This window comes from Xanthomonas sp. NCPPB 1754 (assembly GCF_041475725.2).
In the GTDB taxonomy this organism is placed as follows: domain Bacteria; phylum Pseudomonadota; class Gammaproteobacteria; order Xanthomonadales; family Xanthomonadaceae; genus Xanthomonas; species Xanthomonas euvesicatoria.
On record NZ_CM192982.1, the window covers coordinates 3,896,374 to 3,915,511 of the forward strand.

A 19,138-nucleotide genomic window follows, 5' to 3' on the forward strand; every position below is an offset into this window, starting at 1 on the left:
GTTGGGGCTCTGAGCAAGCCTACTACTGGCGTTATTCTGCCCCGGGCGTCTTGTACGTCCGGGGTTTTTCTTTTGGCACCACTGCCCGGGCGATCACGGCGAGAACACGGCGCGGCCAGACGCCGCGCCTGCGGCCGGGCCTTGCGCCCGGCCCATTGCCGACTCAGCGGCCGAGCGCCTTGCTGATGCGCTCCAGCACTTGGTCCAGCGAACCCACGCCGTCCACGCGCGCCAACTTGCCGCGCTGCTCGTAGAAGCCGATGACCGGTGCGGTGGAATCGGTATAGACCTGCAGCCGCTTGCGCACCGATTCGGGGTTGTCGTCTTCGCGGCCTTCGGCCTTGGCACGACCGGCGATGCGCTCGACCAGCAATTCGCTGGCCACATCCAGCTGCACCACGGCATCCAGCGGCTGGCCGATCTTGCCGAGCAGCTCGTCCAGCGCATTGGCCTGGGCCACGTTGCGCGGGTAGCCGTCCAGGATGAAACCCTTGGCCACATCGGCCTGGCCGAGGCGCGCCTCCAGCATGCCGAGCAGGATGTCGTCGGACACCAGGTCCCCGCGTGCCATCACTTCCTTGGCCTTCAACCCCAGCGGCGAGCCAGCGGCCACTTCGGCGCGCAACAGGTCGCCGGTGGAAATGTGCGGAATATCAAACGTGTCTTTGAGACGTGTCGCCTGGGTGCCCTTGCCCGAACCGGGCGGTCCCAATAGAACCAATCGCATCAGTGGACTCCACTTTCGAATAAAAACGCGTTGCGGTGGGCGGCGTTAGACTCACGTCTTCGCCGGCGCTGGACCGTATGGTCGTGCAGCTTACCGCATCCGGGGAATGTCCCGGCACTGTCCCCTGCGCCATGCCCCCATGTGAGGAGTCTGTCCCCCTATGACCACTGGCAACCTGCTCTATGCCCAATCCGGCGGCGTCACCGCCGTCATCAACGCCACTGCAGCCGGCGTCATCGCCGAAGCGCGCGCACGCAAGATCAAGGTGCTGGCCGCACGCAACGGCATCCTGGGCGCCTTGCGCGAGGAGTTGATCGACACCTCCAAAGAGTCCGCCGCCGCCATTGCCGCCCTGGCGCAGACGCCCGGCGGTGCATTCGGCTCGTGCCGCTACAAGCTCAAATCGCTGGAAGAAGACAGCGCCAAGTACGAGCGCCTGCTCGACGTGCTGCGCGCGCACGACGTCCGCTGGTTCCTCTACAACGGCGGCAACGACTCGGCCGACACCGCGTGGAAGGTCTCGCAGCTCGCAAAGGCCTATGGGTACCCGCTGCACTGCATCGGCGTGCCAAAGACCATCGACAACGATCTGGCAGTGACCGACACCTGCCCCGGCTTCGGCTCGGCGGCCAAGTACACCGCCGTCTCGGTACGCGAGGCCGCACTGGATGTCGCTGCCATGGCCGACACCTCCACCAAGGTCTTCATCTATGAGGCGATGGGCCGCCATGCCGGCTGGCTGGCCGCAGCGGCAGGCCTGGCCGGGCAAGACCCGGACGACGCCCCGCAGATCATCCTGCTGCCCGAACGCGCCTACGACCAGGCTGCATTCCTGGCCAAGGTGAAACAGGTCGTGGACAAGGTGGGCTGGTGCGTGGTGGTGGCCAGCGAGGGCATCCAGGACGCACACGGCAAGTTCGTCGCCGATGCCGGCGGCGCGGCCGACTCGTTCGGCCATGCACAGCTCGGCGGCGTGGCCTCGTTCCTGGCCGCACAGGTCAAGCAGGAGCTCGGCTACAAGGTGCATTGGACGCTACCCGATTACCTGCAGCGCTCCGCGCGCCATCTGGCATCGAAGACGGACTGGGAACAGGCGCAAGCGGTCGGCAAGGCCGCCGTGCAGTACGCGATCAAGGGCATGAACGCGGTGATCCCGGTGATCGAACGCGTCAGCGACGCACCATACCGCTGGAAGATCGTGCCTGCGCCCCTGCACAAGGTGGCCAATCACGAAAAGAAGATGCCGCCCAGCTTCCTGCGCAAGGACGGCTTCGGCATCACCGAACGCGCCCGCCGCTATTTCGCCCCGTTGATCAAGGGCGAAGCCCCGCTGGCCTACGGCAGCGATGGCTTGCCGAAGTATGTGAGTTTGAAGAATGTCGCGGTGGCGAAGAAGTTGCCGGCTTGGGAGGGGTGAACAGGAAGCGATCGTCTCCAGCCAGAGCTGCCACTATCGCAAGCCTTGCGCAGGCGGAACCGGTGTACTGTCGAGAACCGGTGCACTGCCGCCGATCTGCAATGTCCGCACTCCGCACCATGGTCAAGCTACGGTCAACCTCGGCCGCCACCCCGGCCGCCCATTGGTATCCGAGAGATAGGCCGCGCCGGCAAATGCCGCGATTGACTGTAGGACTTTTCCTACAGATGCCCGGCAGACCAAGACAGGCGTGCGACTTGGCGGGAGTGAAGGCGGGGGCGCCCCATTGGCTCGGTAGAAATTTGGTTAACTGTGTGCCACAGTTCGCACCAAACCTGCCTCATCGCGCATAAGGATCATGGCTTCAGCAGGCAATCCTCTCCAACGCCCCAAGGCGGCAGTTCCTGCCGCAGGTTGCCTGCGTGCGGAAAGAAGCGGCCTCACTCATTCGCGACGAGCCGATGATTTATAACGCCAGCGCTGCTTGCTGACCAAGCGAGCGGCCCTCACGTCTGTTCCCGCTGCACTGTTCCTGCCACCTATCTACACCGTAAAGATCGACGAGACTCGCCATGACCGCACGTTCCCGCCGCCTCCGCCATCCGATTTCCCGCCTTGCCGCCGGCTTGCTGCTAAGCATCGGGCTGTATGCAGGGTCTGCCAATGCGCAGGTCGTCGTGACCAACCCGACAGGCATGGCAAAGGATCTCAAGGAATATGCGGAACAGGCCAAGCGCTGGACCGAAACGATCAAGCAGTATCAACAGCAGTTGCAGCATTACCAGCAGCAGCTCATCAAGTTGCAGCGCCTGCAGTTCAATGAGCTTCCACTCGAAAACAACTTCGTTTTGCGCGATTCGAATTTTGGGATGGACGCCTACTGTCCCGGAGCCTCTGGCATTGGGGGCATCGTAGAAAAAATGGTGCCGATTTCGTTGGGTTCGCTGACTGGCAACGATTTGCGAGAAAAGCAGACCGAAGTTTGCAGGCAAATTGTGATTGCACAAAACGCGCAATACAACGAGGCTGTCTTGATGATCCAGCGCCTGGTGGAACGTGCCAGAGACTTCGAACGTGTGCAACGCCAGCGCGATAGCGGGGGAGACAAGCAAGGAGCGCTCGCTGCAAACGACAACGAAGTTCAGCGTTATGCGGCACGCAACGCGATGGAGCTCAGCCACTGGGAAGCCAGGATGAAGGCCTATGACATCTACATCGCAGGCCTCAAGGATGACCAGAGCCTGCTAGCCAAGCGCGCGCTCGAAGGCGACAAAAACAACCTTTTCGGGCAGGTCATCCAGGCAGCCGCACTGAAGATTGCGCTGTCTAAGTAAATGCATTAGCAGGCAACCAAAGCCTCACTACGGTACATAGGCAGACAGCAATGGACGTTTTGTTTCAGGGCGGAATGAACTGGTTGCAGCCGTTGGCGGATGCCAATCTCGGCGACTTCGTTTTCTTCAAGTTGGTCAACGACTACTTCAACAGCGAAATCCAGGACTTCGGCATGGACCTGATGAAGCGGGCCATGCGCTGGGTCAGCGCCATCGCGTTGACCGTTACCACGCTGTGGATACTGATTCTGGGTTACCGCATCGCCACCGGGCAATCGCGTGAGAGTGCGATGGCCACCATGATCAAGGCCGGCAAGGTGGCCCTCATCATCAGCTTTGCCTCGGCCCTGGGCGCCAATGGCGCCATGCTGCATCAAAGCATGACCCAGAATTTGGACAAGGAGATCCACACCCTGTTCACCGGCAAGGAAAGCACCGCTGCCGATGCCATCGACGAGAACCTGGCCTACACCCAGATTGCGCTGGCCACGTTGGATGCGGTACGGGTGGAGTCCACTGAGCCGGAAATGTTGGAGAAAAAAGGTCGCGCCATGCTGATGGCTGGCTTCGGCACCGCCAGCCCACCGATGGCGGCCGGGGCGATGCTGCTGCTGTTCAAGTTCACCATGGCCTTCTTGATCGGCATCGGGCCCATCTTCATCCTGGCGCTGGTCTTCGATCAGACCAAGGATCTGTTCAAGAAGTGGCTGTTCTACATCATCGGCACGCTGTTCTCGATGGCCATGCTGTCAGTGGTCACGTCCATGGTGCTCAAGTTCACCGCCAAGGTGGCCGCCGCCTACTGGGCGGTCAAATTCATTCCATTCGGCAATGCCGAAGGCTTGTCCAGCCAGGCGCTGCAGCAAGGCGGCATCGGCCTGATCATGACCATGCTCATCGTCACCATACCCACCATCGCCGCCGCGCTATGGCAAGGCAATATGGGCACGTTCTTGACCTACACAGCGTTCAATAGTGCGGCATCCCCAGGTCCCCAGGGGCAGCCGGCGGGGTCGTATATGCCGCAGCGGACAGCGCCTAATGAAGATAGGGGAAACACTAATGCAATTAGCAATGTAGGCGTGCCAAGCAGGCCTACAATCGCAGGCAGCGATTCGAGTGAAAGCGTTGCTTCAGGCTCTCGCGGTTTGGCAGCACAAAACTCTCGAAATCGGACTTGATTTTTAAGCCGCTTTACGACGAGCGACCTTGTGAAGAATGAAAAATAAACTATTAACCTTTGTTCTGGCAGCCTGCACCGTCAACGCCTATGCAGAACAGGGGTGCCCACCTGGGCAATATCCAATTGGCGGCCAAGGAGTGGCTGCATGCGCGCCAATCCCTCAAGGTGGAGGCACCCAACAGGCTCTTCCTGCTGGTAAATGGCTCAAGACTTGGGGCGCAGTTGCAAGTGATGGCAGCAACAGATTGGGCGTCTCAAAGAACAAAATCAAAAAAGCGGATGCCCAAAGAGATGCGCTTGAAAAATGCGAATCAGTGAGCACGAAGGGTTGCAAATTACAATTTACATATCAAAACCAGTGTGCGGCTGTGGCAGAGCCTCATCGAGGGGATTACTCCATTTCCGGGATCATGTCCTACGCTGGCGCTCCAGCTAAAGACATTGCCGACAGTGACGCATTGAGAAATTGCCAAGAGAAAAATATGGGCAAAGAATGTCGGGTAATATACTCAGCATGCTCCGAGCCAATATTCAGGCCCTATTAGATACCTATCTTCCATCAAAAGGATATTCAGTAAAAACCTCTGTACTCTCACTGGATCACTGCTTTCGACTATCGCCCTCAATGCTGCGGCACAGATAGCCATTGGCGGTTCCTACGAAGCAATCACCAACCATAGCTACCCTTTCACCTTTTGCAAGCTTGGTGTGCCAATTGATTGCTGACTCTCGGGCGACTCGGCTACCGGCACTTTCCGGCAACCAATTCGCATTATTTCAATTCAGCGTCAGTGCAAATATTCACCTCCTTGCCGTATCGCTTCACCCAGCACTGCAGCCCTAAGAGTCGAGCCGGCGTACCACCTAATAACTGGTGACCGATGCATCCATGGCTTTGTCGCTTTCAACGCATGGTAGGTTCACCTGTAGTGTATTGATCGGCAGATCGCCTTTATGCTAAATCTACTAATCTGCGTCACCGCGCTAGTTCAGTCTTGGGATTAAGGCAGATCACCCCAACTCGAGCCAAACTGCATATCTTCTATCGCACAATGCGCGCAGGCAGCAGAAGCATTTCAAATGACTCCCATGAGTATCGGCCGTTTCGCTTTCCTCCTAGTGTCCTTTCTCGTTGCAGGATGCAAACCCATGACTACCCCACCCTCAAAGGCCGACGCGGCGACCAGCGACCCGGTCTACCAGAAGAATCCGCATCCTACTCAGGCGCATCGCATCACTTTGACGATTGAAGATGCACCAGGACCGTTTGAATGGATCTCCGGCACGGCTTTCTACCAGATAACCAACCATAAGCAATGCACGCCCATCGAGCCCATTGCCGGTGTATGGAGCAAGTCTGATGAGGATGGCATACCTATTCACTTTGAGAAGCTAGATGCATCCACCTACGTTGCGACAACCTATGCCGATGGCATGGTTGATGCTGACTATTACGGAAAAGGGGTATGCAAATTTGAGCTAGATGGGATCGGAATCTCTCTTCGGGCGACTGGCAAGGAAGAGGAAACACGGTTTCAGCCCGCACTCTTCAAATCACAAATACACGACACAAGATCGGTAAAGTTTTACTTCTGGAAAGGCGGTTATCCACGAAGTGAGATGGACAACTACCCAGACACCGGCGAATACAGTGCGGACAAATACTCAGAACCCAACAGAAGCAACTTATTTCAGATAACGCTAAAGTCTGAAAAGGTGTCTAAATGAGCCTGACACATCAGCAGTATGCACTGCTTGCAAGCGATGCGTATAAAGAGCCTAACGAGACGGGCCCCAATAGTAAGCCAGTGAATCTCGGCGATCTCCTAGTTAGGCGCCTTGAATACATGGATCGTCCCTCAGGTTATCAGGGTGTCATCTATGAGAGGATAGACACAGGCGAGGTTATCGTAGCCCACCGCGGCACAGAGACCGAGAGACAGTTAAAAGAAGATGGCGTGTATACCGACGGCGGCATGGTTGCAACACGTCACAACAACCAGATCGATGATGCGATCGAATTGACCCGTCATGCGTTGATGTATGCAGAGCAAAAACATCTCAAGACCGGCCAATCAGCGCCTCAAGTTACCGTCACCGGCCACTCGCTTGGCGGCGATCTGGCCCAGGTCACCTCGCATCACTACGGCCTCAAGGGCGAGACCTTCAACGCCTACGGCGCAGTAAGCCTAGACCGGCACATCCCCGAAGGCGGTAACGATGTCATCAATCACGTGATGGCTGGGGATGCGGTCAGTGCTGCCAGCAGGCATTACGGCCAGGTCAGGATCTACGCTGCAACACAGGAAATCACTGCTCTGCAGAAGGCAGGCTATGCCAACGATCGCAGTGTGTTGGATGACCGCAACCCGCTTGTCGCCGGGGCGTTGCGTGATTCGCATCGCATGCATAACTTTCTGCCCGTCGATGCCAACGGCAAGCCAGATCGCTCGGTGTTGGAAGATCCCAAGTCGCAACAGCTAGCACAGCAGTACGCGCCGATGATCGACAAGTACCGCGACGACGTGGCGCTCTTGCGCAGCTGCCTGACCCTGGCATCACGCAGCGCCCAATCGATGAACTTACCCGATGCCATCAATCACCTGCGCGGCACGCTGGCCCCAGGTGCCGGCGCAGCGGAGATGGCGGCAGAGCGCTGGAAGGAAACGCAACAGCGCATGGAGCGCGAAGACAAGCCTGTGTATGTGCCACCTGGCTGGAAGGTGCCAATAGGTTCCGTTACCGAGCGTTCCGTCGAGCCAGGCGCGGCTCCCATCTCGAACGATCCGCTGTACCGCTCCATCCACAGCAAACTGCCGCAGGGCACCGCCGATGCCGTGGCCATGCATGCGACTGTGGAAGCCAAACGCGCTGGCATCGTCAACGTCGACCAGCTACGCAGCGTAACCGTGCAGGATGGCAATGCCTGGATTGTTGGCAACACCCCGGGCTTCCGCACCAAAGTGGAACTGGCAGCGGACGTCCCTCCGTTGCAAGAGAGCCAACAGCAGTTGCGCGCGCTGGATGCGCAACGGGCGCAGCCGGAGATGACCACACCGACACCGACGCGTGTAATGTAAGACCATGACCGCGCGGATCGCACCGATGACTGACCCGATGCCCACTGCTGCGGCAGCTTGGTGTGCACCGCGTGCGGCAAACTGGTATCAGCCCTTGGCGGATGCCAATCTCGGCGACTTCGTTTTCTTCAAGTTGGTCAACGACTACTTCAACAGCGAAATCCAGAACTTCGGCATGGAGCTGATGAAGCGGGCCATGCGCTGGGTCAGCGCTATCGCGTTTACCGTTACCACGCTGTGGATACTGATTCTGGGTTACCGCATCGCCACCGGGCAATCGCGTGAGAGTGCGATGGCCACCATGATCAAGGCCGGCAAGGTCGCCCTCATCATCAGCTTTGCTTCGGCCCTGGGCGCCAATGGCGCCATGCTGCACCAAAGCATGACCCAGAACCTGGACAAGGAAATCCATCGCCTGTTCACCGGCGATGAGGGTACCGCCGCCGATGCCATCGACGAGAACCAGGCCTACACGCAGGTCGCAATGGCCACACTGGATGCGGTGCGCGTCGATCCAGCCCAGCCGGAAGTGCTGGAGAAGAAAGGCCGCGCCATGCTGATGGCAGGCTTCGGCACCGCCAGCCCACCGATGGCAGCCGGGGCGATGCTGCTGCTGTTCAAGTTCACCATGGCCTTCTTGATCGGCATCGGGCCGATCTTCATCCTGGCGCTGGTCTTTGACCAGACCAAGGACCTGTTCAAGAAGTGGCTGTTCTACGTCATCGGCACCTTGTTCTCGATGTCGATGCTGTCGGTGGTCACGGCCATGGTGCTCAAGTTCACCGCCAAGGTGGCCGCGGCCTACTGGGCGGTCAAGTTCATCCCCCTGGTCAGCGCCGAAGGCCTCTCCAGCCAGGCGCTACAGCAAGGCGGTATCGGACTGATCATGACGATGCTCATCATCACCGTCCCCACCATTGCCGCCGCGCTATGGCAGGGCAATATGGGCACGTTCCTCACTTACACAGCGTTTAATAATGCGGCATCCCCTGGCCCGCAGGGGCAGCCGGCTGGGTCGTACTCAGCTCCCGCGAAAAATTCTGAGACTTCTCGTAGCTCAGAAAATCTTAGTACATTGAATAATGGTGGAGCTTCTACTGGATATTCCCAACCCCCAGTTCAACAAAATCCCGGAAGTCGTGGCTTAGCAAGTCAAAACAGTAACGACCGCCTATCTTCCTAAGACTTTCATTAATCTAGTACTAAATTCCGCCTTTAAAATAGGTCGAAAAGTTAGCAGTCATGAAAATTTTCACAAGCCCTTATAGTGCATTTACGTTGTATTTCTTAATTGCATATTCAACAAACGTGCTTGCTGAAGGCAGCTGCCCGCCAGGCCAATATCCTATAGGCGGCCAAGGAATAGCCGCCTGCGCTCCAATTCCGCAAGGCAATTCTAGCTCTGAGCAAAGCTACCCAAGCGGAAAATGGGTTAAAACTTGGGGCGCGGTAGCAGTTGGAACACTCAATAACACCCCTTATTACGGGGTTCCGACTGGGAGAAAATCAAAATCAGATGCAACCAAGGATGCGTTAAATCTTTGCGCCAAAAAGGGCCCCACTAACTGCAAGGTAACATTGACTTATTTTAATCAATGCGCAGCCATAGCTGAGCCACAAAATGCATCAGGCGAGGTTGACATGAAAGGAAATGTGATAGCGGTCGGAAAAGCATCACTAGAAGAAGCGAAGCAATATGCAACAGAAGAGTGCCAAAAAGACAATAAAACCTCCGAATGCAAAGTTATATATAACAAGTGCTCAGAACCTTTCTTTAAAGAGTTCTGATTTCACAGAATCTAGGCAACTAAAAATTTAGGTAGATACAACGGAAGCGTGTCACAAAATTGCCTATCTTTCTCTTAGATTTTACTAAGCACCTTAACTTAACAGTCTTCAGCACAGATGGGTGAGTAATGATGACACCCCTCACTATATTAAAGCAACGATCTATTCAGTTCCTGGGCGCTAGGCCCCTCTATCACTTACTGGTTTCTATCGACCCAGGCACATCCACCTGTACAGTGGCTAATTCGTATCGCCTCAATGAGAGCATGCGCTCAGATCTTTGCGCACATGGACCATCTTCTATCAGCACTATAACCAGAATAGTCCAACTAGCGGCATTGAATAGTAATTGGTGACTGACGCATTCATGGCTTTGGTGTTTTTTAAGGCCTTACTTTTCACCTGTAACGTGTTGATCGACATATTGGCTGCTTGGCGCCCGCTGATCCAGCCAATTGCATTATCGCGGTGGCGCGACGCCAGAAGTAGCGTGGACCACCTCCATTTGGGCCTAAACTGCGCATCTTCATTGCATAGTGCGCGCAGGCAGCAGAAGCATCCCAAATGACCCCCATGATCATCAGCCGTTTCGCTTTACTCCTCATGCCCTTCTTCTTTGCAGGATGCAATCCCATGAATGCCCCATCCTCACAAGCTGACGCAACGCACAGTCGTCCCGATCCGGTCTATCAGAAGAATCCGCATCCTACTCAGGCGTATCGCATCACTTTGACGATTGAAGATGCGCCAGGACCGTTTGAATGGATCTCCGGCACGGCCTTCTACCAGATAACCAACCATAAGCAATGCACGCCCATCGAGCCCATTGCCGGTGTATGGAGCAAGTCTGATGAGGATGGCATACCTATTCACTTTGAGAAGCTAGATGCCTCCACATATACTGGGACGATCTATGCCGACGGCATGGTTGATGCTGACTATTATGGCAAAGGCGTGTGCGTATTTGAGCTAAATGGGGTTGGCATCTCGCTAAAGGCCACCGGGAAAAACGAGGAAACACGGTTTCAGCCAGTTTTATTCAAAAGCGAAATTTATAGCTCAACCCCTAAGATTACTTATTTCTGGAAAGGCCGTTACCCCAAAGAAGATATCGACAACTTCCCCGATGGCGGGCGTCTTGCAGAAGATCAGTTTAATGATAGCGCAAGAAAAAACATCTTTAGGGTGACATTGACCACGAAGAAGGCAACGCCATGAGCATAACAAGCCAACAGTATGCAGCGCTCTCGGACGATGTCTATAAGCCCCCTGGGGAGACGGGCTCCAACAGCACACCTGAAAATATTGGTGGCATTTCCTATCGCCGTATCGAATACGTCGATAGCCCCTCGGGTTACCAAGGCATCATTTATCAGCGTATCGATACAAACGAAATAATTGTCGCTCACCGCGGCACAGAGCCAGAACGACAGCCAAAAGAGGATGTCGTCTACGCCGATGGCGGAATGTTGGCTGTGCGCCACAACAACCAAGCCTTAGAAGCGATTGAGTTGACGCGACATGCGTTGGCTTACGCGCAAAAAACAAGCAAGGATGGAGCGCTCCCCGAAGTCACCGTCACCGGTCACTCGCTTGGCGGCGATCTAGCCCAAGTCACCGCACATCATTATGGCCTCAAAGGCGAGACCTTCAACGCCTACGGCTCGGTCAGTCTTGATCGTCGCATTCCAGAAGGCGGCACACATGTAATCAATCACATAATGGCAGGCGATGCAGTCAGTGCTGCCAGCAAGCATTATGGCCAGGTCAAGATCTACGCCATGCCAGAAGAAATCGCCGCTTTGCAGAAAGCCGGTTATGCCAACGACCGCAGTGTGCTGGATGACCGCAATCCACTTGTCGCAGTGGAGTTGGGCGACTCGCATCGCATGCATAACTTTCTGCCCGTCGATACCAACGGCAAGCCAGATCGCTCGGTGTTGGAAGATCCCAAGTCGCAACAGCTGGCACAGCAGTATGCGCCGATGATCGACAAGTACCGTGACGATGTCGCGCTCTTGCGACGTCCCCCCGCCCTGAGTAGCGGTCGGGTTTAAAGTCCGGGGTTGATGATATCGGTGTTTGCCAGATGTTGGGCATAAGCGGACGGCGTCATGCCGCCAATTGCTTTCTTCGGTCGGTCCTCGTTGTATTCGCGTCGCCAGCGTTCGATCTCGGTGCGCGCGTGCAGCAACGTCGGGAACCAGTGCTCGTTGAGGCATTCGTCGCGTAGTCGGCCGTTGAACGATTCAACATAGGCGTTTTGATTTGGCTTGCCGGGTTGGATTAGCCGTAGTTGCACACCACGGGCATGTGCCCAGACGACCATCGCTTTGCCGCAAAACTCCTTGCCGTTGTCGGTGCGGATCACCTTCGGTAAACCGCGACTGTGTGCCAACCGATCCAGCACGCGCGCAACGCCGTGCCCGGAGATCGCGCGTTCCACCTCGATGGCGACCGCTTCGTGCGTTGCGTCGTCCACGATCACCAGACACTTGATCACTCGGCCGTCGGCGGAGCGGTCGAACACGAAGTCCATCGACCACACCTGGTTGGCCTGCGCTGGCCGCAGCAGCGGCTGACGCTCGCCAACCGGCACCTTCTTGCGCTTGCGGCGCCGCACTTGTAGCTGCTGCTCGCGATACAACCGCTCCACGCGCTTGTAGTTCACCAGGCGTCCTTCCTGTCGCAGCTTGAGATAGATCATCCCCACGCCGTAGCGGCGATGGCGATGCGCCAACGCAAGAATGCGCTCGCGCAGTTCGCCATTGCGGTCTTGGCGTGGGCAATAGCGCAGCGCGCTGGCGCTCATGCCGATCGCCGCCAAGGCGCGACGCTCGCTGGCACCACGCCCGATCCACTCGCGCACCAGCGCACGACGCGCCGGTGCGCTCACCACTTTTTTCGCAACGCATCCTTGATCAGGTCGTTCTCGAACAACTGCTCGGCCAGCAACTTCTTTAGCCGCGCGTTCTCGGCCTCAAGATCCTTGAGCCGCTTGGCGTCGGGCACGCTCATTCCGCCGAACTTGCTGCGCCACAGGTAATACGAGGCCTCGCTGAAGCCATGCCGCCGGCACAGATCCTTGATCGCCACACCGGCATCAGCTTCGCGCAGGAAGCCGATGATCTGTTCTTCAGAAAAACGCTTCTTCACGTCCAATCTCCTTGGGGTAGGGAATTGGACTCCAAACTGAGGTGCTACTCAAAATTGGGGGGACGTCGACCGGCTAACGATGACGATCGAGGATGCGCCGGGTCCGTTTGAATGGATCTCGGGCACGGCGTTCTACCAGATGACCAACCACAGGCAATGCACGCCAATCGAGCCCATTGCCGGCGTGTGGAACAAGTCTGATGAACACGGCATTCCAATCAATTTTGAAAAGCGCGATGCATCCACCTACGTTGCGACGATCTATGCCGATGGCATGATTGATGCGGACTACTATGGCAAGGGCGTCTGCCGGTGGGAACTCACTAGCGTGGATGTTTCGTTAAAGGCAACAGGGAAGAACGAAGAAACACGGTTTCAGCCAGGTCTATACAAAGATAAAATATCGAGCGACCTCCCGACTACGACCTATTTCTGGTCAGGCGGATATCCTAAAGATGAGATGGACAACTACCCCGATTCAGGTCACTCAGACCCGACTCAATTTAAGGAAGATTTACGCAAACAGCTGTTCAAAGTGACTCTGATTGCCAGAAAGGACGCATTATGAAGCTGACCGCACAACAATATGCTGAGCTGGCAAGCGATGTTTATAGAAAGCCAGACGAAACGGGTGAGGATAGTCAAACGGCAAATATAGGCGGCATTTTGTATAAACGGCTCGAATACATTGACACACCTTCGGGCTATCAAGGCATCATCTATCAGCGCATAGATACGAGTGATATTATTGTCGCCCATCGGGGCACCGAATTTGATCGTCAACCCAAACAAGATGGTGCCTACGCCGATGGCGGCATGGTCGCAGCTCGTCACAACTACCAAGCTGCCGATGCAATTGAACTCACCCGACATGCAATGCAGATAGCTGAGCGTCAAGGCACGCGTGACGGGCATACGCCCGAAGTCACCGTCACCGGCCACTCGCTTGGCGGCGACTTGGCGCAAGTCACGGCACATCACTACGGCCTGAAAGGCGAGACCTTCAACGCCTACGGCGCGGTCAGCCTGGACCGACGTATCCCCGAAGGCGGCACCGATGTGATCAATCATGTGATGGCTGGCGATGCGGTCAGTGCTGCCAGCAAGCACTACGGCCAAGTGAAGGTCTATGCTTCGTCTCAAGAGATCGCCCTGCTTAAACAAGCTGGCTACGAAAATACCCCCAGCGTGTTGGATGCGCGCAATCCAGCTGTAGCCATCCCGCTCGGTGACTCACACCGCATCCACAACTTCCTACCCGTCGATGGTAACGGCAAACCAGATCGCTCGGTGTTGGAAGATCCCAAGTCGCAACAGCTGGCGCAGCAGTACTCGCCGATGATCGACAAATACCGTGGCGATGTTGCGCTCTTGCGCGGTGGCCTGACCCTGGCATCGCGCCACTTGCAGTTCATGTACATAGCCGATGACGTCAATCATCTGCGCGGCCCCCCTCGCCCCTGGTGCCGGCGCGGCGGAAATGGCGGCAGAGCGCTGGAAGGAAACGCAACAGCGCATGGAGCGCGAAGGCACGTCGGTATATGTGGCTCCTGGCTGGAAGCTGCCTCTGGGCAATACCCCAGCGCACTGCATGGATTCGGGCGCGGCGGCCATGTCCAATGATCCGCTGTACCGGTCCATCCACAGCAAACTGCCGCAGGGCACCTCCGATGCCGTCGCCATGCATGCCACCGTCGAGGCTAAACGTGCAGGCATCGTCAACGTCGACCAGCTGCGCAGCGTCACCGTGCAGGACGGCAACGCCTGGATCGTCGGCAACACCCCGGGCTTCCGGGCCAAGGTGGATCTGGTGGCAGAGGCACCGCCGTTGCAAGGGGGCCAGCAACAGTTGCACGCACCGGATACACAACGGACGCAGCCGGAGATGACCAAACCGACACCGGCGCGCGTGATCTAGAACGATGGCTGATCAAAAACGACGATGTCAGCAATATGCTCCAGGAGCCTGGCCTGAGATACAGACGACGAACAGTATTGGAACATGGAAGTGGTGCTTGCCAAACATCAGAACTCGCCGCATCGCCCTGAGTGCTATGAGGCGAGCTTGCTCGCCGCTCTCTACTGACACGCCTTGCCTTCCACCGTCATCTGCGCAGCGAACATGGGCACCTGCGGGATCTTGCCGGCAGCGGCTTGTTGCTTGGCGTCTTCCAGATAGATGCGCGACTGGCCCTGGCCATCGAGCTGCGGCTTGGCATCCACCGGCTTGCGCCATACGCGTACCACCGCTTGCTGTGACGGGCAGGCTGCGCTTGGCACGCGGATCACATCGTTGAAGATCCAGCCCGAGGCGACACTGGGCGCGGCCTTGGCGAAATCCACGAAGCGTGCGCGTGGTTGACAGGTGGGGCTGCTGCGGACCACCGACAATGTATACGGCTGTGCAGCATTTCCGGTAAACACGCCTTCCAGTCGTGCGCAGGCTTCCGGGATCTGACGCAAGGTGTGCACGGCGCCGACCGCTTGCGCGGTGCCGGGTGCGCGCGGCTTGAGTTCGGGCGTGGGATCGGCCGCAAACGCTTGGCTGGTCAGCAACAGCGTTGCGAGCATCGCGGCGTATTTTTGCGCAGCATGGTGGGACATGGACACTCCTGGGTCGACCGAATCACGTTGGCCGCAGGCTGTCACGCCGCAACTGAACGACGCGCCAAAGCCATAACGCTGGTCGCCACGCAAGGCGCGGCGCATACTCGGTCGCGATCCGGCCACCTGAACATTCGCGACGCGCATTACGGCCCAGGCGGCCGTCGAGTCCGTATTCGTCAGTCCACTCGTTGTGTGCATCGCCCTTGGTTCGTCCCGACCGGACGACATCCATTCTCTTGGGAGGGGTCATGCTGGAACACTATGGGTTGTGGCTTGCGCTGGGTTGTGCGGTCTTGGCAATCGTCTATGGAATCGTGTCGGCGCGCTGGGTGGTCGCGCAGCCGAGCGGCAATGCACGCATGCAGGAGATCGCCGCCGCGATCCAGGAAGGCGCGCGTGCCTATCTCAACCGGCAATACCTCACCATTTCGGTTGCTGGGGCAGTGCTGTTCGTGTTGGTCGGGCTGTTCCTGAGTTGGTACACCGCGATCGGGTTTGCACTGGGTGCGGTGTTGTCCGGGTTAGCCGGCTATATCGGCATGAACGTCTCGGTGCGCGCCAATGTCCGCACCGCCGAGGCGGCGCGGCACGGCATCGGCAAGGCGATGGATGTGGCGTTCCGCGGCGGCGCGATCACCGGGATGCTGGTAGTCGGCCTCGGGCTGCTCGGCGTGGCCGGCTATTTTGCTGTGCTGCAGGCCATGGGGCTGCCACTGGAACAGAACCTGCATGCCTTGGTGGGCTTGGCATTCGGGTCGTCGTTGATCTCGATCTTTGCGCGCCTGGGTGGCGGGATTTTCACCAAGGGCGCAGATGTGGGCGCCGATCTTGTCGGCAAGGTCGAGGCCGGCATTCCCGAGGACGATCCACGCAATCCGGCAGTGATTGCGGACAATGTCGGCGACAATGTGGGCGACTGTGCCGGCATGGCCGCCGATCTGTTCGAAACCTACGCAGTCACCGTGATCGCCACGATGCTGCTCGGCAGTCTGACGCTGGCCGAAACCGGTCCGCATGCCGTGCTCTATCCGTTGGTGCTCGGCGGAGTATCGATCATCGCTTCGATCGTGGGCGCGGCCTTCGTCAAGGTCAAAGGTGGCGGTTCGATCATGGGTGCGCTTTACAAAGGCGTGATCGTGTCGGGCGTGCTGGCGGCGTTGGCTTACTGGCCCATCACCCAATCGCTGATGCGCGACAACACCCACGGCGCCGCGGCGTTGTACGCCTGCGCATTGATCGGCCTGGTGCTCACCGGCCTGATCGTGTGGATTACCGAGTACTACACCGGCACGCAGTACACCCCGGTGCAGCATGTTGCATCGGCCAGCACCACAGGGCACGGCACCAACATCATCGCAGGGCTCGGTATTTCGATGAAATCTACCGCGCTGCCGGTGATCGCGGTCTGCGCGGCAATCTGGGGTGCGTTCCACTTCGGCGGCTTGTACGGCATTGCGATTGCAGCAACGGCCATGCTGTCGATGGCCGGCATGATCGTTGCGCTGGATGCGTATGGACCGATTACCGATAACGCCGGCGGCATCGCCGAGATGGCCGAGCTCCCTCCCGAGGTCCGCAACATTACCGACCCGCTGGACGCGGTGGGCAACACCACCAAGGCAGTGACCAAGGGCTACGCGATCGGATCGGCGGCGCTGGCGGCGCTGGTGCTGTTTGCCGACTACACGCACAACCTGCAGGCGGCCAATCCCGACCAGGTGTACGCCTTCGATCTATCCGACCACACGGTGATCATCGGGCTGCTGATTGGCGGGCTGATTCCCTATCTCTTCGGCGCGATGGCGATGGAAGCGGTCGGCCGCGCCGCGGGCGCCGTGGTGGAAGAGGTGCGCCGCCAGTTCCGCGAACTTCCCGGCATCATGGCCGGCACCGCCAAGCCGCAGTACGACCGCGCCGTCGACATGCTGACCCGCTCGGCGATTGGCGAAATGATCGTGCCTTCGCTGCTGCCGGTGGTGGTTCCGATCATTGTCGGGTTGCTACTGGGTCCGCGTGCACTGGGGGGCTTGTTGATCGGCACGATTGTCACTGGTTTATTCCTGGCGATTTCGATGACCACTGGCGGCGGCGCGTGGGACAACGCCAAGAAATACATCGAGGACGGCCACTTCGGCGGGAAAGGCAGCGAGGCGCACAAGGCTGCGATCACCGGGGACACGGTCGGTGACCCGTACAAGGACACCGCGGGGCCGGCGATCAACCCGTTGATCAAGATCATCAACATCGTGGCCTTGTTGCTCGTGCCCCTGCTGTAACGCTGCGATGACCGCAGGTCACGTGACCTGCGGTCATGACGTCGGGAAGCAGCCGACCGACCGAACGCGTCGCGGCAGGTCCGAACCCGTCACTGCGGAAAGCGGCAACTGGGGCATAGGGACCGGGCCAATAAGGCGTCGCCGGGCCGGGGCATTTGCCCTTCCCAGCTCAGGATCGGCATCGCGCCGGGGCCCGCTGGCGGCCCCCATCGTCGACACGAAGATGGCGCCATCAGGCAGAAGGGGCTGGCCTGTGCCGGCAAGCACCGTCCCGCCCGGCCTACGATCACAGGCAGCCGATCAGGCCGTCATAGATCGGCGGCGCGCCGCCCGGCAGTGGCTTGAACAGCGGATTGGCCACCGCAAGCGTGCGATACATCTCATCCAGGCGGGTACCGGCCTTCAACGGTGCCGTGCAGCGCCACACCCGGCTGTCCGACCGCAAGTAACCGCTACGCGGGTCGACGCTGACCTCACTGGCGCCGAAGGTCCAGATGCAGCTCCGCACCACCCCGGTGACGCGATGCACCGAGCAGCGGAAGCGCAGCGGCTGGTAGTCGCTGAAGTCGCCGCCACAAAAGGTGTCGCCGCAGATATTGTCGAAATCGCGGTCCAGCCGGTGCTCCAGATCGATGAACGCCTCCCAGCCCTCGCCATTGGCGGGCCAGTCCACCGCATCCACGAAGGTGGGCGGAGGCGTCGCGGCGGCAGCGAACTGGGCGGTAAGGGACAGCAGCATGAGAACCAGCAAACGCGCAAGCCTGGACATGGGCAATTCCTATGCGGTGGATGAGCCTGCAGCGTGCGCCTCCGGCCGGGCCGCAACGATCAGGCAGCCACCCGCGATGAACGCGGGCTATGCCGCACGCAGCGGTCAGGACATTGCCCATTCAGTGTCGCTGCAGCGCAACAGCCGAACGCGTAGAATCGCGCTCCACACACTGCTGACGCCTCGGAGCTACCCGCATGGGCCTTGAACTGGTCACCTCTGGCAAGAATCTGCCGGAAGAAATCAACGTCGTCATCGAGATCCCCAAGGATTCGGAGCCGGTCAAGTACGAAGTCGACAAGGCCAGCGGGGCGATCTTCGTCGACCGCATCCTGTCGACCCCGATGCGGTATCCCTGCAACTATGGCTACGTGCCCAACACCCTGTGCGGCGATGGCGACCCGGCCGACGTGCTGGTGGTGCTGCCCTTGCCACTGGTGCCGGGCTCGGTGGTGCGCTGCCGTCCGGTGGGCGTGCTGCGCATGAGCGACGAGGCCGGCAGCGACGAAAAGATCCTGGCTGTGCCGATCGAGAAGATCTTCTCCGGTTACGCGCACATCGAAGACATCAACCAGGTGTCCAGCCACTGGATGGAACGTATCGGCCACTTCTTCGAGCATTACAAGGACTTGGAGAAGGGCAAGTGGGTCAAGCTGGACGGCTGGGGCGGCGCGGCCGAGGCCAAGCGCATCCTGACCGAGTCGGTGGAACGCTACAATTCCGACGCACCCTGATCCATCGATCGTGATGCTGCCCTGCGTGTAGGGGGCGATCGGGATCACGCTTCTGGCGTGATCCCGG

At 58.5% G+C, this 19,138-nt stretch carries 15 protein-coding genes and 3 pseudogenes; 14 read left to right on the forward strand and 4 right to left on the reverse strand.

What is annotated here, in order from left to right:
• Positions 1-163: 163 nt before the first annotated feature.
• Positions 164-727, reverse strand: a complete 564-nt coding sequence (locus ACCQ15_RS16840) for an adenylate kinase (RefSeq protein ID WP_057681641.1) — start codon at positions 725-727, stop codon at positions 164-166.
• Positions 728-887: 160 nt separating this feature from the next.
• Here ACCQ15_RS16840 and ACCQ15_RS16845 point away from each other — a divergent pair, with 160 nt between their 5' ends.
• The 10 genes and pseudogenes from ACCQ15_RS16845 to ACCQ15_RS16890 form a co-directional block, all read left to right on the forward strand.
• Positions 888-2,144, forward strand: coding sequence for a 6-phosphofructokinase (locus ACCQ15_RS16845; RefSeq protein WP_071117271.1), 1,257 nt, complete (start codon positions 888-890; stop codon positions 2,142-2,144).
• 572 nt (positions 2,145-2,716) lie between these two features.
• Complete coding sequence (locus ACCQ15_RS16850) at positions 2,717-3,478, forward strand: hypothetical protein (RefSeq protein ID WP_122272372.1); 762 nt, start codon at positions 2,717-2,719, stop codon at positions 3,476-3,478.
• A 50-nt stretch (positions 3,479-3,528) separates the two neighbouring features.
• Positions 3,529-4,659 (forward strand): TrbL/VirB6 family protein, encoded by a 1,131-nt coding sequence (locus tag ACCQ15_RS16855; protein ID WP_372380817.1) that lies wholly within the window; start codon positions 3,529-3,531, stop codon positions 4,657-4,659.
• A gap of 37 nt (positions 4,660-4,696) precedes the next feature.
• A complete protein-coding gene (locus ACCQ15_RS16860; RefSeq protein ID WP_081306674.1) occupies positions 4,697-5,206 on the forward strand; it encodes a DUF4189 domain-containing protein in 510 nt (169 codons plus the stop codon).
• A gap of 604 nt (positions 5,207-5,810) precedes the next feature.
• A complete protein-coding gene (locus ACCQ15_RS16865) occupies positions 5,811-6,389 on the forward strand; it encodes a hypothetical protein (RefSeq protein WP_139101359.1) in 579 nt (192 codons plus the stop codon).
• The gene (locus ACCQ15_RS16870; protein WP_372380818.1) at positions 6,386-7,741 is read left to right on the forward strand and encodes a Tle-like phospholipase domain-containing protein; all 1,356 of its coding nucleotides are present in this window, start codon (positions 6,386-6,388) and stop codon (positions 7,739-7,741) included. Before ACCQ15_RS16865 ends, ACCQ15_RS16870 begins: the two co-directional genes overlap by 4 nt.
• 25 nt (positions 7,742-7,766) lie before the next feature.
• Positions 7,767-8,924, forward strand: a complete 1,158-nt coding sequence (locus ACCQ15_RS16875) for a TrbL/VirB6 family protein (RefSeq protein WP_372380819.1) — start codon at positions 7,767-7,769, stop codon at positions 8,922-8,924.
• A 59-nt stretch (positions 8,925-8,983) separates the two neighbouring features.
• Positions 8,984-9,529, forward strand: coding sequence for a DUF4189 domain-containing protein (locus ACCQ15_RS16880; RefSeq protein WP_218496903.1), 546 nt, complete (start codon positions 8,984-8,986; stop codon positions 9,527-9,529).
• A 633-nt stretch (positions 9,530-10,162) separates the two neighbouring features.
• Complete coding sequence (locus tag ACCQ15_RS16885) at positions 10,163-10,747, forward strand: hypothetical protein (RefSeq protein ID WP_228735458.1); 585 nt, start codon at positions 10,163-10,165, stop codon at positions 10,745-10,747.
• Positions 10,744-11,568, forward strand: a pseudogene (locus ACCQ15_RS16890) (Tle-like phospholipase domain-containing protein); the annotation flags it as partial. The gene ACCQ15_RS16885 and the pseudogene ACCQ15_RS16890, both read left to right, overlap by 4 nt.
• A gap of 14 nt (positions 11,569-11,582) precedes the next feature.
• Here the strand turns inward: ACCQ15_RS16890 and ACCQ15_RS16895 are convergent.
• Positions 11,583-12,685 (reverse strand): IS3 family transposase gene (locus ACCQ15_RS16895; RefSeq protein ID WP_372166127.1). Its coding sequence is split into 2 segments (ribosomal slippage): positions 11,583-12,427 and positions 12,427-12,685, totalling 1,104 coding nucleotides; the frame shifts between segments, so codons are not numbered across the junction.
• Positions 12,686-12,755: 70 nt separating this feature from the next.
• Between ACCQ15_RS16895 and ACCQ15_RS16900 the strand changes: the two are divergent.
• A pseudogene (locus tag ACCQ15_RS16900) lies at positions 12,756-13,253 on the forward strand (hypothetical protein); the annotation flags it as partial.
• A pseudogene (locus ACCQ15_RS16905) lies at positions 13,250-14,603 on the forward strand (Tle-like phospholipase domain-containing protein). The pseudogenes ACCQ15_RS16900 and ACCQ15_RS16905, both read left to right, overlap by 4 nt.
• Before the next feature lie 161 nt (positions 14,604-14,764).
• Here the strand turns inward: ACCQ15_RS16905 and ACCQ15_RS16910 are convergent.
• Complete coding sequence (locus tag ACCQ15_RS16910) at positions 14,765-15,289, reverse strand: hypothetical protein (RefSeq protein WP_011348509.1); 525 nt, start codon at positions 15,287-15,289, stop codon at positions 14,765-14,767.
• Between the two features lie 251 nt (positions 15,290-15,540).
• Here ACCQ15_RS16910 and ACCQ15_RS16915 point away from each other — a divergent pair, with 251 nt between their 5' ends.
• Positions 15,541-17,568, forward strand: a complete 2,028-nt coding sequence (locus tag ACCQ15_RS16915) for a sodium-translocating pyrophosphatase (protein ID WP_014090993.1) — start codon at positions 15,541-15,543, stop codon at positions 17,566-17,568.
• A 286-nt stretch (positions 17,569-17,854) separates the two neighbouring features.
• Here the strand turns inward: ACCQ15_RS16915 and ACCQ15_RS16920 are convergent, their stop codons facing one another.
• Positions 17,855-18,337 carry a hypothetical protein gene (locus ACCQ15_RS16920; protein ID WP_372380820.1) on the reverse strand — a complete coding sequence of 161 codons (483 nt, stop codon included), beginning with the start codon at positions 18,335-18,337 and terminating at the stop codon, positions 17,855-17,857.
• A 197-nt stretch (positions 18,338-18,534) separates the two neighbouring features.
• Here ACCQ15_RS16920 and ppa point away from each other — a divergent pair, with 197 nt between their 5' ends.
• Positions 18,535-19,071, forward strand: a complete 537-nt coding sequence (gene ppa / locus ACCQ15_RS16925; RefSeq protein WP_005911986.1) for an inorganic diphosphatase — start codon at positions 18,535-18,537, stop codon at positions 19,069-19,071.
• Positions 19,072-19,138 lie beyond the last annotated feature (67 nt).

Excerpts from the sequence above, each read along its gene's own strand:
- ACCQ15_RS16840 (WP_057681641.1), bottom strand. The coding sequence starts at position 727 with ATGCGATTGGTTCTATTGGGACCGCCCGGTTCGGGCAAGGGCACCCAG.
- ACCQ15_RS16845 (WP_071117271.1), top strand. The coding sequence starts at position 888 with ATGACCACTGGCAACCTGCTCTATGCCCAATCCGGCGGCGTCACCGCC.
- ACCQ15_RS16850 (WP_122272372.1), top strand. The coding sequence starts at position 2,717 with ATGACCGCACGTTCCCGCCGCCTCCGCCATCCGATTTCCCGCCTTGCC.
- ACCQ15_RS16855 (WP_372380817.1), top strand. The coding sequence starts at position 3,529 with ATGGACGTTTTGTTTCAGGGCGGAATGAACTGGTTGCAGCCGTTGGCG.
- ACCQ15_RS16860 (WP_081306674.1), top strand. The coding sequence starts at position 4,697 with ATGAAAAATAAACTATTAACCTTTGTTCTGGCAGCCTGCACCGTCAAC.
- ACCQ15_RS16865 (WP_139101359.1), top strand. The coding sequence starts at position 5,811 with ATGACTACCCCACCCTCAAAGGCCGACGCGGCGACCAGCGACCCGGTC.
- ACCQ15_RS16870 (WP_372380818.1), top strand. The coding sequence starts at position 6,386 with ATGAGCCTGACACATCAGCAGTATGCACTGCTTGCAAGCGATGCGTAT.
- ACCQ15_RS16875 (WP_372380819.1), top strand. The coding sequence starts at position 7,767 with ATGACTGACCCGATGCCCACTGCTGCGGCAGCTTGGTGTGCACCGCGT.
- ACCQ15_RS16880 (WP_218496903.1), top strand. The coding sequence starts at position 8,984 with ATGAAAATTTTCACAAGCCCTTATAGTGCATTTACGTTGTATTTCTTA.
- ACCQ15_RS16885 (WP_228735458.1), top strand. The coding sequence starts at position 10,163 with ATGAATGCCCCATCCTCACAAGCTGACGCAACGCACAGTCGTCCCGAT.
- ACCQ15_RS16910 (WP_011348509.1), bottom strand. The coding sequence starts at position 15,289 with ATGTCCCACCATGCTGCGCAAAAATACGCCGCGATGCTCGCAACGCTG.
- ACCQ15_RS16915 (WP_014090993.1), top strand. The coding sequence starts at position 15,541 with ATGCTGGAACACTATGGGTTGTGGCTTGCGCTGGGTTGTGCGGTCTTG.
- ACCQ15_RS16920 (WP_372380820.1), bottom strand. The coding sequence starts at position 18,337 with ATGTCCAGGCTTGCGCGTTTGCTGGTTCTCATGCTGCTGTCCCTTACC.
- ppa (WP_005911986.1), top strand. The coding sequence starts at position 18,535 with ATGGGCCTTGAACTGGTCACCTCTGGCAAGAATCTGCCGGAAGAAATC.